This window comes from Bradyrhizobium sp. Leo78 (assembly GCF_059512425.1).
In genome coordinates this window covers 143,497-158,064 of the sequence record NZ_JCAMOT010000003.1, presented here as the reverse complement: position 1 = coordinate 158,064, position 14,568 = coordinate 143,497, and the positions used below count along the sequence as shown (strand labels likewise).

Annotated in this window: 9 protein-coding genes; 6 read left to right on the top strand and 3 right to left on the bottom strand. The window is 63.9% G+C overall.

The window, feature by feature from the left end:
• Positions 1-224 precede the first annotated feature (224 nt).
• Both AC5ZG1_RS05405 and AC5ZG1_RS05400 read left to right on the top strand, forming a co-directional pair.
• On the top strand, positions 225-2,693 hold the full coding sequence (locus AC5ZG1_RS05405) for a putative bifunctional diguanylate cyclase/phosphodiesterase (RefSeq protein ID WP_496132189.1): 2,469 nt from the start codon (positions 225-227) through the stop codon (positions 2,691-2,693).
• A gap of 66 nt (positions 2,694-2,759) precedes the next feature.
• Positions 2,760-3,983 (top strand): lipase family protein, encoded by a 1,224-nt coding sequence (locus AC5ZG1_RS05400; RefSeq protein ID WP_496132188.1) that lies wholly within the window; start codon positions 2,760-2,762, stop codon positions 3,981-3,983.
• A gap of 203 nt (positions 3,984-4,186) precedes the next feature.
• Here AC5ZG1_RS05400 and AC5ZG1_RS05395 read toward each other — a convergent pair whose 3' ends face one another.
• Together AC5ZG1_RS05395 and thrS are read right to left on the bottom strand one after the other, a co-directional pair.
• Positions 4,187-4,750: a nitroreductase family protein gene (locus AC5ZG1_RS05395; protein WP_496132187.1), complete on the bottom strand. Its 564-nt coding sequence runs from the start codon at positions 4,748-4,750 to the stop codon at positions 4,187-4,189.
• A gap of 95 nt (positions 4,751-4,845) precedes the next feature.
• Entirely contained in the window at positions 4,846-6,891 is a 2,046-nt protein-coding gene (thrS, locus tag AC5ZG1_RS05390; protein WP_496132186.1) for a threonine--tRNA ligase, read from the bottom strand.
• 284 nt (positions 6,892-7,175) lie between these two features.
• Here thrS and AC5ZG1_RS05385 point away from each other — a divergent pair, with 284 nt between their 5' ends.
• Complete coding sequence (locus tag AC5ZG1_RS05385; protein WP_496132185.1) at positions 7,176-8,345, top strand: MFS transporter; 1,170 nt, start codon at positions 7,176-7,178, stop codon at positions 8,343-8,345.
• Between the two features lie 107 nt (positions 8,346-8,452).
• Here AC5ZG1_RS05385 and AC5ZG1_RS05380 read toward each other — a convergent pair whose 3' ends face one another.
• Complete coding sequence (locus tag AC5ZG1_RS05380) at positions 8,453-9,748, bottom strand: alpha/beta hydrolase (RefSeq protein ID WP_496132184.1); 1,296 nt, start codon at positions 9,746-9,748, stop codon at positions 8,453-8,455.
• Between the two features lie 299 nt (positions 9,749-10,047).
• Here AC5ZG1_RS05380 and AC5ZG1_RS05375 point away from each other — a divergent pair, with 299 nt between their 5' ends.
• From AC5ZG1_RS05375 to AC5ZG1_RS05365, 3 genes are all read left to right on the top strand, one after another.
• The gene (locus AC5ZG1_RS05375) at positions 10,048-11,421 is read left to right on the top strand and encodes an APC family permease (RefSeq protein ID WP_496132183.1); all 1,374 of its coding nucleotides are present in this window, start codon (positions 10,048-10,050) and stop codon (positions 11,419-11,421) included.
• A gap of 2 nt (positions 11,422-11,423) precedes the next feature.
• Positions 11,424-12,641: a hypothetical protein gene (locus tag AC5ZG1_RS05370; protein ID WP_456644680.1), complete on the top strand. Its 1,218-nt coding sequence runs from the start codon at positions 11,424-11,426 to the stop codon at positions 12,639-12,641.
• 151 nt (positions 12,642-12,792) lie between these two features.
• Complete coding sequence (locus AC5ZG1_RS05365) at positions 12,793-14,559, top strand: flavin-containing monooxygenase (RefSeq protein ID WP_130228206.1); 1,767 nt, start codon at positions 12,793-12,795, stop codon at positions 14,557-14,559.
• Positions 14,560-14,568 lie beyond the last annotated feature (9 nt).

Genomic DNA, 14,568 nt, shown 5'->3' with positions numbered 1-14,568 from the left:
ACTGTCATAATAGCGCCGACGCCCCGTCGCCCGCGCAATCTTTACATTGCTTTAAGCGAGCCTGATTTGGATGCGGGCGGGGACTGGAGCATGAAATCGGACAGGGGAAGCCGGTTTTCCCTCGCGACAAACGCGGAGCGTTTGCGCCGTGATCATGCTCGAATGTGAAGTGAGGTCGTGATCCGATCTTCGTCGGACCATGATCTGGTGGTTCGGGGCGCGTCATGAGTGCGGCGAAGAAGTCGTCGGGAAAATTCAACACAGAAATGTTCGGCGACGTCCCGGTGCTCAAGCGCAAGTGGCAAGCCGCATTGCGTCCGGGCGACAGGTTGCCCCGCTATGAGGACGTGATGCTCGGCAGCCTCGGCCGGCTCGCCGACCACATCGTCCTGCTCAAGGAAAGGGGCGGCGCGCTCGCCGTTTCGCAGCCCGGCCGCTACATCCAGCAATGGCTGAATGACGACCGCTGGGACATGACGCTGAACGAGCTGCCGCCGGATTGCGCGACCGCGCTCGGCGAAGCCGCCGCCAACGCTGCCCTCAATGACCGGCCCTATCTTGCCACGGCGCATTGCGTGCGCGACGGCCTGGTCCGCACCTATGACGTGCTGGCGCTGCCGACCTGCTCGCGCTGGGGCGGCACGCTGATCGGGGCCTACGTCAACGAGCGCGGCGCCCAGTACAATCTGCTCGATACGATTTTCGCGGCGACCGATGAAGGCGTGCTGTCGCTGGCCGCCATTCGCGATCGGCGTGGCGAACCGTTCGATTTCCAGATCATCCATCTCAATCAGGGCGCGGCGAAGCTCTTGAAGCGGCCCGAGCACGAGCTGTTGTGGCAGAGGCTCAGCGCGGGCGGAAACCTGCTCGGCGCGGCCGATGTGACCGAGCGGCTGCGCGAGACCGTCCGCAGGACCAGCGGCACCCAGTTCGAGATCGAGAGCGAGGACCGCTGCCTGCGGCTCGCCGTCACGGCGTTCGGCGACATGCTGTCGCTGACCTTGTCCGATGTCACGGCGCTGAAGCGGCGCGAGGTCTCGTTCCGCCTGCTGTTCGAGAACAACCCGATGCCGATGTGGGTGTTCGACGCCGCCACCATGGAATTCCTTGGGGTGAATGACGCCGCGGTCCAGCATTATGGCTATCCGCGCGAGAAATTCCTGAGCATGAAGTTGCGCGAGATCTGGCCGGAGGACGAATGGGCCTCCCACAGCAAGGCGCTGCAGGAGATCGGCGACGTCTACCATTCCAGCCGCGACTGGCGGCACATCAAGGCGGATGGCAGCGAGATCCATGTGCTGACCTTCGGTCGCCGCGTTTCGTTCGACGGCCGCGACGGCTACCTCGTGGCCCTGGTCGATATCACCGAGCGGCGCAAGGCCGAGGCCCGCATTGCCTACATGGCCCATCATGACGGCCTGACCAATCTGGCGAACCGCGATTTCTTCCAGGATCGCCTGCGCGAGGCGCTGCTGCGGAGCAAGTCGGGGAGCAAGCGTGTCGCGGTGCTGTGCGTCGATCTCGACCTGTTCAAGAACGTCAACGACTCCTTCGGCCATGCGATGGGCGATCGGCTCCTGAAGCAGGTTGCCGAGCGGCTCACGGCCGATATCACCGGCGACAATCTGGCCGCGCGGCTCGGCGGCGATGAATTCGCGATCGTTCTCTCTGATGTCACACCGAACGAGGCGAGCGATTTCGCCGAACGCCTGATCGGGACGCTGAGCGTGTGCTACGACATCGACGGCATCGAAGTGGTGGTCGGCGCGAGCGTCGGCATCGCGCTGTCGCCGGGCGACGGCACCAGCTCGGAGGAATTGATGCGCAATGCGGACATGGCGCTCTATCGCGCCAAGTCGGACGGCGGCGGCGTGCATCGTTTCTTCGAGCACGAGATGGACCGCCAGGCGCAGAAGCGCCGCGATCTCGAGCGCGACCTGCGCCACGCCTTCGCCAACGGTGAATTCGAGCTGCATTACCAGCCGCTGGTCGACATCGCCGCCGACAAGATCAGCGGGTTCGAATCGCTATTGCGCTGGCGCCATCCGGAAAAGGGCATGATCTCGCCGGCCGAGTTCGTGCCGGTCGCCGAAGACATCGGCCTGATCGTCCAGCTTGGCGAATGGGTCCTGCGCGAAGCCTGTTCGGAAGCGATGAAATGGCCCGAGGAGATCAAGGTCGCGGTCAACCTGTCGCCGGTGCAGTTCCGCAGCCGCAATCTGGTGCAGGCGGTGATCTCGGCACTGGCGCATTCCGGCCTGTCGCCGCGACGGCTCGAGCTCGAGATCACCGAGTCCGTGTTCCTTGCCGAGACCGAGGCCAATCTGGCGATCCTGCACCAGCTCCGCGAGCTCGGCGTCAGTATCTCGATGGATGATTTCGGTACCGGCTATTCCAGCCTGAGTTACTTACGCAGCTTTCCGTTCGACAAAATCAAGATCGACCGTTCCTTCGTCAAGGATCTGGCGCGCCGTACCGATTGCGTGGCGATCGTGCGCGCGATCTCCGGCCTCGGCCGCAGCCTGAACATCACCACCACCGCGGAGGGCGTGGAGACGGTTGATCAGCTCGACTGGCTGCGCGCCGAGGGCTGCAACGAGGTGCAGGGCTTCCTGTTCAGCGCGGCGCGGCCGGCGGACGAGATCGCAACGCTGCTCGCAGGCTTTGCCGGGCGCGCATCGAAGGCGGCCTGACGCCGTTTGTCGCGCGGCGGTCTCCGCCGCAAATTTGTCGGCTCGCGGCGATATTGGGCGCGGGCCATGACCATGACCATCGCTCGCGTAATCCGGCTCGCCGTGCTGCCGCTTCTGCTTGCGCGCGCTGTCGGCACGCCGCTCGAGGCCTCCGCTCAAGAGATGTTTGCCGGAGTCACGGTGCGGGCGCCCGATGCGTTCTATGATCCGCCGGCGCAAGTGCCTGACGCGCCGGGCGCGCTGCTGCGCAGCGAGCCGCTCCGGGACGTCAGGCTGCCGGCCGGCATGCGGCGCTGGCGCATCCTCTACACGACGACGGTAAACGACACCACGCGTGCAACCGCCGTCGCGACCGTGTTTGCGCCGATCGATCCGCCCGCGGGCCCGCGCCCCGTGATCACCTGGGAGCACGGCACGATCGGAATGCAGCAGAAATGCATGCCGTCGCTGCTATCGGCCCCGGCCGTGGGGATTCCGGTGCTCGATCGGATCGTGCGAGCAGGCTGGGTGATCGTCGCCACCGACTACTCATTTGCCGAGAAGGGCGGCCCGCATCCCTATCTCATCGGCGAGGGCGAGGCGCGCGCCGCGCTTGACTCGGTGCGCGCCGCACGGCAGATGCCCGAACTGACGCTCGATCCGCGCACTGTGGTGTGGGGGTATTCGCAGGGCGGACACGCCGCGTTGTGGACCGGCATTATCGGTCCGCGCTACGCGCCGGAGATCGAGATCGCGGGCGTTGCCGCGATCGCGCCGGGCACCAATCTGCTGGACATTTTTGCGATGAACCAGGGGGTCGACAAGCGGCTCGGGCCGTATGTCGCGCTGTCCTATAGCCGCTTCTATCCAGACATTAGCTTCGAGCAGGCGGTTCGGCCGGAGGCGCTTGCGGCCGCGCGCGAGATTGCGGGCCTGTGCGGGTTCCTGCCGGAGGAGGAGCCGGTGCGGGCGGCGGCGCTCACCGCAACGTTCGAGGGGCCTGCGTTGGCGACACGCAGCAACCCGGCGCTTGCCGCAAGGCTTGCGCAGAATGGCGCCGACCATCCGATCGCGGCGCCTGTGGTGATCGCGCAAGGAGCGGAGGATGACGTCGTGCCGCCGGCGGCGACCGCAGGCTATGTCGAGGAGCGCTGCGCCGCCGGCCAACGGCTCGAATATTGGACCTTCGTGGGGCTCGACCACGGCATGGTGCAGCCGGGCTCAAAACTCGAGGAGCCACTCATGGCATGGACCGCGGCGCGTTTCGGAGGCGAGCCGCCGCCAAAGGGCTGCACGCGGAAGTCGTTCTGAGGCTGTCTCCGGCGCGCGGCTTTTCTTCGGATCAAGAAGCGAGCTCGGGTGCACCTCGCCCCGCGCGCGGGGAGAGGTCGAAATTCAAGCACAGCTTGAATTTCGGGTGAGGGGGAGTGTCCGCCAACTCATCTGTCACCGTGATCGCGGAGCAACCCCTCACCCCGACCCTCTCCCCGCAAGAGCGGGGCGAGGGAGAAGCGCTAGAACCGCGTCACGATATCCGACAGCGCCGGCCGCGGGCGGTCTTCGTTCGGCTTGGTCGGCTTGCCGATATGGATCAGCCCTGCGAGCTTCTCGTCGGGCCTGAGGCCAAGACCGTCGAGCACATCGCGGTCGAAGACGAACCAGCCGGTGAGCCAGCACGCGCCGTAGCCGAGCGCGGTCGCCGCGGTGAGGATGTTCATTGCGCTGGCGCCGGCGGAGAGTTCCTGCTCCCACGGCGGCACCTTCGGATGCGGCTTGGTGAAGCTGACGATGCCGATCACCAGCGGCGCATCGGTGAGCCGCCGCTTCTCAACCTCGATATCGGCCGTCGGCGCGCCCGGGTTCTTCTTGGCGAACACGCTCGCGATGACATCGCCGGCGCGGTTGCGCGCCTCGCCTTCGAACACAATGAAGCGCCAGGGCGCGAGCTTACCGTGGTCCGGCACCCGCGCGCCGATCGTCAAGATGGTCTCGAGCTCGGTCGGCGAGGGGCCGGGGCCTGTCATTTCGCGCGGCTTCACCGAGCGGCGGGTCTTCAACAATTCAATGGCGTCGGGCACTGCTGCTTTCCTTAAACTGGCGGGTCGCGGACATTCTTGCCACGAGATAGGGGCGAACGCCCGCGACCGGAAGCGAGTTTAGACGGATTAAAGCATCAGGACAGCGACTTCGCCCGCTTGATGTCGGGCGCCGTCGCCTCGTCGACCAGTGCGGCGAGGGCGTCCGCAGTCGGCATCACCGTCTGGCCTTCGCTGCCGAACCGTCGCACCGAGACCGAATGGGTCTCGGCTTCCTTCTTGCCGACCACGAGCAGCGCCGGGATCTTTGCCAGCGAATGCTCGCGGACCTTGTAGTTGATCTTCTCGTTGCGCAGGTCGATCTCCACCCGCAGACCGGCGCGCCGTGCTTCGGCCACCACCTGCTTGGCATATTCGTCGGCTTCGGAGGTGATGGTGGTGACGACCACTTGCACCGGCGCCAGCCAGAGCGGGAAATTGCCGGCATAGTGCTCGATCAGGATGCCGATGAAGCGTTCCATTGAGCCGCAGATCGCGCGGTGAACCATGACGGGCGCTTTCTTCGAGCCGTCATGGTCGATATAGAACGCGCCGAACCGCTCCGGCAGGTTGAAGTCGACCTGGGTCGTGCCGCACTGCCAGTCGCGGCCGATGGCGTCGCGCAGCACATATTCGAACTTCGGCCCGTAGAACGCGCCTTCGCCCGGATTGATCTCGGTCTTGATGCGGTTGCTGCCCTTGGCCTTGATCTCCGACAGCACGGTCGCCATCACGCGTTCGGCATGGTCCCACATCGCGTCGGTGCCGACGCGCTTTTCCGGCCTCGTCGAGAGCTTGACGGTGAGTTCGCCCTCGAAGCCGAAATCGCCGTAGGTCGAGAGGATCAGGTCGTTGATCTTCAGGCACTCGTCGGCGAGCTGCTCCTCGGTGCAGAACACATGCGCATCATCCTGCGTGAAGCCGCGCACGCGCATCAACCCGTGCATCGCGCCTGACGGTTCGTAGCGATGCACCACGCCAAATTCGGCAAGCCGCAAGGGGAGGTCGCGATAGCTCTTCAGACCATGCTTGAAGATCTGCACATGCCCCGGACAGTTCATCGGCTTCAGCGCGAACCAGCGCTTGTCCTCGGCCTCGTCGCCGGCGGACTGCGCCGCGAACATGTTCTCGCGGTACCAGTCCCAATGGCCCGAGGTCTCCCACAGCACCTTGTCGAGGATCTGCGGCGCGTTGACCTCCTGGTAGTCGCCGGCGAGGCGGCGGCGCATATAGGCGATCAACTGCTGGAAGATGGTCCAGCCCTTGGGGTGCCAGAACACCACGCCCGGGCCTTCCTCCTGGAAGTGGAACAGGTCGAGCTCGCGGCCGAGCTTGCGATGGTCGCGCTTCTCGGCTTCCTCGATCTGCTTGAGGTAGGCGTCGAGATCGTCCTGTTTCGCGAAGGCCGTGCCGTAGATGCGGGTCAGCATCGGATTGTTGGAATCGCCGCGCCAATAGGCGCCCGCGACCTTCATCAATTTGAAGGCGTTGCCGATCTTCCCCGTGGAGGTCATGTGCGGACCGCGGCAGAGATCGAACCAGTCTCCCTGGAAATAGATCTTGATCGGCTCGTCGCCGGGAATGGCGTCGACCAGCTCGACCTTGAACGCCTCGCCCTTGTCGCGGAACACCTCCTTGGTCTTCTCGCGCGACCACACTTCCTTGGTGAAGGGTTTGTCGCGCGCGATGATCTCGCGCATCTTCTTTTCGATGGCGGCAAAATCTTCCGGGGTGAACGGCTCGTTGCGGAAGAAGTCGTAGTAGAAGCCGTTCTCGATCACCGGGCCGATCGTGACCTGCGTGCCCGGCCACAGCGACTGCACGGCTTCCGCCAGCACATGGGCGCAATCATGCCGGATCAGTTCCAGCGCGCGCGCGTCGTCACGCGAGATCAGCTCGATCTTGGCATCCTCAGTGATGGGATCTTTGAGGTCATACAGAACGCCATCCAGCGCCATCGCCACCGTGCGTTTGGCCAGCGAGGGCGAGATGCCCTGGGCGATATCGAGCCCGGTGGTGTTCCTGGGGAATTCGCGTTTCGCCCCGTCAGGGAAGGTGAGGGTGACTTTTTCCACGGGCTGGGCGGGCTTCAGGTTGCTGAGGCTGTACTGGAATCCGGACTCGGACTTGTGCTCGTCGGGCATGACATTCTCCTGTGGCTCACTCCTGCGAACGAGCGCAGGTAAGCTGAAGCAGCGATATAGCAGGCGATTGGGCCGACGCAATCCGGCAATATCAAGAAATCGGCGGGCAATCGGCCGGATTGTCGCGCTCGCGAGCGCTTCAATCGCTGGTATTGCGAGGTTTCGATGGCGCTCCGGCAACCGCCCCGCGAGTTCGTTCGCGAATGTGACCGATCGACGAACTTCATGGCCAGCGCTGACATCTGGCCTTTTCTTCTTCGCCCGCCTGGTTTACATGCATTTGCATGAAAAGGATGCCCGCCACGCGCCGTTTTGCGCCCACCTCCCTGATGCTGGGAAATATCGTCACCGGCTGCTCCGTGCTGGCGCCGGCGGGGATGCTTCCGGAACTGTCCGGTGCACTTGATATCTCGATCCACGCCGCGGGGCTCTTGATCACCTTCGGTGCGATGGTGTTGTGCATCGGCTCGCCGCTGACGGCATGGCTGACCAGCCGCATCGATCGCCGCACTTTGCTCGGCGTCACGCTCGCGGTGCTCACGGTCACCAATCTTGCCTCCGCCCTGGCGCCTGACTACGCGAGCCTTCTGGTCATTCGCCTCATCATGCTGGCGATCGGCGCGCTCTATACGCCGCAAGCGGCCGGCACCGGGGCGCTGATCGTACCGGTCGAGCGGCGCGGCTCGACCATCGCCTATATTTTCCTCGGCTGGTCGCTCGCGGCTGCTGTCGGGCTACCGCTGATCACTTTTATTGCAAGCCACTATGGCTTTCGCGCCGCCTATGGCGGCATCGCGCTGATCGGCTGCGTGAGCTGCGCGCTGCTGTTGTGGCGATTGCCGCACGGATTGCTCGGCGCGCCCGTCGATCTGAAGACCTGGATCGAGCTCGGCCGCAACCGGATGGTGCTCGTGCTCCTGGCGATCACAACGCTGCACATGTCAGGCCAGTTCGTCATCTTCACCTTCATGGGGCCGCTGCTTGCAAGATTGACTGGGGCCGGCCCCAACGCCATCGGGCTCGCCTTCGGCCTTTACGGCGTCTGCGGCTTCATCGGCGTCATGATCGCAACCCGCATCGTCGATTCCTGGGGGCCGTATCGGACGTCGGTGCTGTTTACCTCGCTGATGCTGACCGGCGTTGCCGGATGGGCGCTGAGCGCGGGCATCTATGCGTTGATGGCCGCCTCGGTTGCGATCTGGGGGCTTGGCTTTGCCTCCACCAATTCGATGCAGCAGGTGCGGCTGGTTGCGGCGGCGCCGGCGCTTGCATCGGCCTCGGTCTCGCTCAACACCTCCGTGCTCTATATCGGGCAGGCGATCGGCTCCGCGATCGGCGGCGCGCTGTTCGCAAATAGCTGGCTGCACGGCGCAGGCTATGTGTCCGCGGCTTTCGTCGCGCTGGCACTTCTGACCATCTTGCTGACCAGGCCGCGCCACGCGGCGGCGGAGTGATGAACTTGAGCATGATCCGGAAAAGTGGAGACCGGTTTTCCGAAAAAGATCATGCTCAAACTAAAGAGCTAGAGCGGGATGACGATTCGAAGAAAAGTCATCACGCTCTAGCGACTCGCCGATGCCGGAGCGCTTGCGATCCGCGCAAGCGATGCGCCTCCCGCCATCTTCACCAGCACTTCTTTCACCGGGTGCTGCGTCCAGGCCAGCGTGACGTAATCGCGATGGGTGACGCCGTCGGAGGTCTGGACGAACGCGACGCTGCCGGGCTGCAACGGCCCGTCCATGCTCTCGCGGACGCGGATCCCCTTGTTCCTGAGCATCGTCATCAGTTCCTGATCATGCCGCTTGGTGTAGCGGGTATACGAACTCACGAAGAAACCGCTGCGGTTGTTCTCGATCCAGGAGGCGAACTTGTCGAGTTCGCCATAGACCGCATCCAGCAGCACCACGCCGCGCACGCGGCTGGTGGCGCCGCCGACCTCGAGGCTCCAGGCGGTCGGCAGGAAGCCGCCGCTATAGCCGACGATCACGACCGGCATGTTGGCGAAGGCAGCCGCCGATTTGGGATCGCCATAGAGGCGGGCGAGGTGGGAGGTGGATTCGTCGAGGAAACGTTTGAAGCCGCCGGGCTGCCAGAATTTTCCGGCGCTGGAATCGGCGGCATCGACCGCCATCTGCGGCGCCAGCAGCACCGCGTTGACGCCGGAGTCCGAGATCTGCTGCGGCACCAATTGGCGGTCCCGCACGTCGCGCTCGAGGGTTGCGCCATTGCCGTGGAAGAACACCACGATCACGCCCGGCTTACTGACGTCGAAATTCTCGGGCACGTGCATCAGGACGCGGCTGTCATTGTAGGTCTCGTCCTGCCAATAGACGCGGCCCGAATAGCTGCGATGGCCCTTGCGGCTGCCGTCCGTGACATTCAGGAACGGCGCATCCGAGCGCGGGTTGTTGCCGAAATAAGGGAAGGCGGAGGATTTCATGCTGACCAGCGTGGTCAGCTCTTCGCGCTCGCTCGGCTTCGGCAGATTGAGCGTGGGTGTCAGCGAAGCCGTCCGGACCGGCGCGGGACGCTGCGGCTGCGGCTCGGATGCCGACGCCGACGCGGTGGCCTGGCGCTGCACGAGCCTTTCCTGCTCGGTCGGGAAGCGTTCCTTGAACGATGGTGCCGGGAAGCGATCCACAAACGTATCGCTCGCAACCGCGTGTGTGTTCGCCGCCAGCGCCGAGGCGCTGGGCGCTCTGCCGCATTGAGCCAGCACGGTCGCGAGCGGTAGAAGCAGCGAGGCGGTCGCGACCCAGCGCCACGGAGACCTCGGCCAGCGCGACCGCGCGGCCGGGGACATTGGCCGGTTCGCGCGATCACACTTCTGGAATGTTGGGTTCGCTGCCCCGATCATCCACCCGCTACCCCGAACTCCCGGCAAACGCCGAATCTGAGCGCACCGGTGTTTAGGTGACGTTAAGCTTCCGGAAAATTCCCCATCCGGAAGGTGCAAGAAGACCATCCAATCGTGTCGCGATTGTGGGTCGTCTCTCGTGTTTACACAAAGGTCGGCCCTTTGAAGGCAATAATTTGGTATTATGATACCTAAACCTTGGCCGGAGTTAGGTGCTTGTTAACGTTGCTTGAATTGGCCGTTTTCCGCCTGCACGATGAGAATCGTCGAAGCGCGTAGCGCTGAAGGTACGGTCCGATATGGCGGCATCACACACGGGCAGCGCGACATGGTCCGGTTCGCTCCCCGGCAGCGGTTCGACCGTTTCGGTCCTCGTGGCCACGGCCATCGTGGTTGCCGACATGGTGGGCGTCGGCGTTTTCACCAGCCTCGGCTTTCAGGTCAAGGACATCCCGTCGGGCTTCTCGATCCTCCTGCTGTGGACCGTCGGTGGCATCGTCGCGCTGTGCGGCGTATTTTCCTACGGCGAACTCGGTGCGATGTTTCCGCGCTCGAGCGGCGAGTACAATTTCCTGAGCCGCGCCTATCACCCGGCGTTCGGATTCGTCGCCGGCTGGGTGTCGGCGACCGTGGGCTTCGCCGCACCGGTCGCGCTCGCCGCCATGGCGTTCGGCGAATACGGCAAGTCGGTCTTGCCGGACGCGCCGCCGCTCGTGCTGGCGCTCGGCGTGGTGTGGCTGGTGTCGATCGTCCAACTCACCGGCGTCAAGCATTCCTCGACCTTCCAGCTGGTCGCGACCATCCTGAAGGTGGTGCTGATCGTCGGGTTTCTCGTCGCCGGATATTTGATCGCGACGCCGCAGCCGATCTCGTTCGCGCCGACCTCAGTCGATCTTTCCCATATCGTCAGCGCACCGTTCGCGATCAGCCTGGTGTTCGTGATGTATTCGTTCTCCGGCTGGAACGCGGCGACCTACATCATCGGCGAGATGCACCTGCCGGAGCGCAATTTGCCGCGCGCGATGCTCTCGGGAACGTTGATCGTGCTCGTGCTCTACGTCGCCCTGAACGCGGTGTTCCTCCACACCGCGCCAATCGACCAGCTTGCCGGCCAGATCGACGTCGCCCGCATTTCCGGCAGCTATATCTTCGGCGAGCTCGGCGGCCGCATTGTCGGCGCGATGATCTGTGTCGGGCTGATCTCCTCGATCAGCGCGATGATGTGGATCGGTCCGCGCGTGATGATGACGATGGGCGAGGACATCCCGGCGCTGCGGATCTTCGCCCGCCACTCGGCCAGCGGCGCGCCGGCCTATGCGATTCTGTTCCAGCTTGCGGTGGCGACGCTGATGCTGTTCACGCGCAGCTTCGAGGCGGTGCTGGACTTCATCCAGTTCGCGCTGCTGTTCTGCTCGTTCTTCACGGTAGCAGGCGTGATCAAGCTGCGCATCACGCGCCCCGACCTGCCGAGGCCTTACCGCGCCTGGGGATACCCGGTCACCCCTGTGGTTTTCCTGCTCGTGACCGGTTTCATGATGTACTATCTGTTGACCGACCGTCCGCTGCAGTCGGCGCTTGGCACTTTGATCATGCTTTCCGGCCTTTTGATCTACGCCGTTTTCCGCAAAGGGGCGGCGCGCCCGGCGGCCGCCGGAGCATCGGGTCGCGAATGAGGATGTTCTTGCCATTGAAAGCTGTCGCGCTCGCTTTCGCGATTCTGCTCGCGGCGCTGCCGGCGCGTGCCGCCGACACGGCGACCGCAGACGATACCGCGCGCTTCCTTGCCGGGATGATGCCGTCAGCGGACTCTCCGCTGGTTCCGCTGACCAGGGATCCTGCCTGGCAACAGCATGCCCGATTCTTCGACCAGGCCTTTGCGCAGCTCGAGCAGCGCCAGCTGTCGAAGATCCGCGCCTGGGCGGAGACCAATCTCGCCGCCCCGCGGCCGACCATGTTCTACATGTTCTCCGGGCCCGACTTCATCTACGCCGACGCCTTCTATTCCGGCGCGACGACCTATGTGCTCAGCGCGCTCGAGCCGACCGGCTCGGTGCCGGACCTGACAAGACTGTCGCGTGGCGACGTGGGTGCCGCGCTCTACAGTGTCGAGCGCTCGCTATCTTCGGTCCTGAGCTTCTCCTTCTTCATCACCAAGAAGATGAAGGTCGACCTGCATGCGGGCGAGATCAGCGGCACCTTGCCGATCCTCTATGTGTTCCTGGCGCGCTCGGGCAAGACCATCCGGAGCGTCGCGCCGGTTGGGCTCGACGAGAACGGCATCGTTGGCACGGAAGGGGCAGGGAAGGGCGCGGTGCGTGGTGCGCGCATCACCTTCGCCGGCAATGATGGCGTTGAGCGCACGCTCTATTACTTCTCGACCGATCTCTCCAATTCAGGCGTCAAGGCGAGCGGCTTTTTGAAATTCTGCGAGACGCTTGCGCCCGGCAACAGCCTGATCAAGAGCGCCTCCTATCTCATGCACGCCGGCAATTTCACTGTTGTGCGCGACTTCATCCTCAAGAACAGTGCCACCATCATCCAGGACGATTCCGGGATTCCGCTCGTGTACTTCAACCACAGCCGCTGGCGCTTCTTCCCGTTCGGCCGCTATGCCGGCCCGATCGCCGAATTCCCGGGCCGCTACCAGGAATCCTACGCCGAGCTGTTCCACCGCGCGCAGCCGATCGATTTCGGCATCGGCTATCGCTGGCGCACGCACGAAACCAACCTGCTGCTTGCCGTGCAATTGCCGGGTGATGGCTTCGGCACCGCCGATGCGGTGGCTCAGGATGCGCCAGCCCCCAAACCGGCGCCGCCGCGTGCCAGGGCGCCCCGGCAGCCGGCGCCATTCTTCAGTTCGCAGCCCGGCGGTTTCTTCTGGTTTGGGCGCTAGAGTTCTCCTTCGTTTTGACGCTCCGGACTCCAGTCGTGCTTCAACATCCAGTGAATATTGCGATCGTAACTCACGCCGCGAGTCCTGCAATCGATCTGTAGCCGCGCCTCGTCAGGTTCGTGATCTGTCACCCAAGTTCCGAGGGATCGATATGATCGCTGCCGACGTCGACGAACGATTCAACAAATGGCTGGGCCTCTTTAACGCCGCTGCAGCGGCTGCGGACATCGATGCGCTGCTGATTCTGTTCCATCCGGACGCATTCTGGCGCGACCAGCTCGCGTTCACCTGGAACCTGCGCACCGCTGAAGGTCATGACGAAATCCGACAGATGTTGGATGCGTGCCTCGCGCGTACGGCACCGACGGCGTGGCGGCAAACGAGACCCGTGCGTGTCGAAGATAGCATCGTCGAAGCAATCGTCGAGTTCGAGACGACGGTCGCTCGCTGCAAAGCAGTCGTTCGCATGAGAGAGGGCAAGGTCTGGACCTTGCTCACGTCGATGACGGAGCTGAAAGGCTTCGAGGAAGCGCCGAGCTTCGACCATGTCAGCCATGGCCGAGACGCGCTTCAGGAAACCGGATTCGGCGATACCGCCGCTTCGGCGAAGCAGCCGTACTGCGTGATTGTTGGAGCCGGGCACTGCGGGCTTGGATTGGGCGTGCAGCTCCGAAAGCTGGGCGTACCTACGCTGATTATCGATCGCCGCGAGCGACCGTCCGATACCTGGCGAAATCGCCACGATTCGTTGTCGCTGCACTCTCCTTCATACTTTGATCAGATGCCGGGGTTCTCCTACCCCGACGGCTGGCCGCTGCATCCTTCGAAGGAACGCTTCGCCGATTGGCTGGATGCTTATCAGTCGGTGATGCAGGTCCACGTGATGACCGGGGCAGAGTGCGTAGGGGCCGACTACGATAATGCGCGCGGGAAATGGCGCCTACGGGTCAAACGCCGCGACAGCGCGATCGAGCTCAACCCGGAGCAGCTTGTGCTCGCCACCGGATTATTCGGGACTCCGAAGATCCCGGAGGTGCCCGGAAGGGAGCGGTTCAAGGGACCGCAACAACATGCAAGCTCGTATCGCAGCAACCCTCATCACAGGAACTGCCGGTGCGTCGTGGTGGGATCAGGCACCACAGCGCACGATATTGCTGCGGGTCTTTTCGCTGATGGCGCCGACGTCACGATGATTCAGCGCGGTCCGACCATCGTGATGAGGCTGGAGACGTTGCTCGAAGGATTTGCCAGGCTCTACGGCAGTGAGCCGAAGGCGCAGGGCATAACGATCGACCTTGCGGACCTGTTGTTCGCCGCGACGCCCTTGCGCGTCCTGGTGGGCATGCACCAGAAGCTGGTGAAGCACGTAAGGGAGAAGGACGCGGCGTTCTACCGGCGATTGGAGAGCGTCGGCTTTCGATTGAGCTTCGGTGAGGACGAGAGCGGCGTGTTTCCGCAGGTCCTGCGCGATCCCGGTGGCTACTACATCGATGTCGGTGCGTCAGAGCTGGTCGCGAACGGCAGCATAAAGCTGAGGAGTGGCGTTGGCATCGCGGCGCTTCGCCAAGAAAGCGTTGTTCTTAGCGACGGGAGCGAAATTCCCGCGGACATGATCTTCTACGCAACCGGCTACGAGCGCAGCTCGTTCGAATCCATCCTGACGCCGGAGACTGCAAGGAAGGTCGGCCCGCTGTGGGGCTTTGGTTCAGGCACCCGCCGCGATCCCAGCCCTTGGGAGGGTGAGCTGCGAAACATGTGGAAGCCCACGCGACAGAAAGGACTGTGGTTTCACAGTGCCGGAGTTGGGATGGGGCGGTTTTACTCGCGCATCCTCGCCCTGCAGATCAAAGCCCGGCAGGCCGGAATAGCAACACCCGTGTACGAAGGCGAAGCTGCCAAGGCGCTCGAGGCTGCGTGAGCCGCTCTA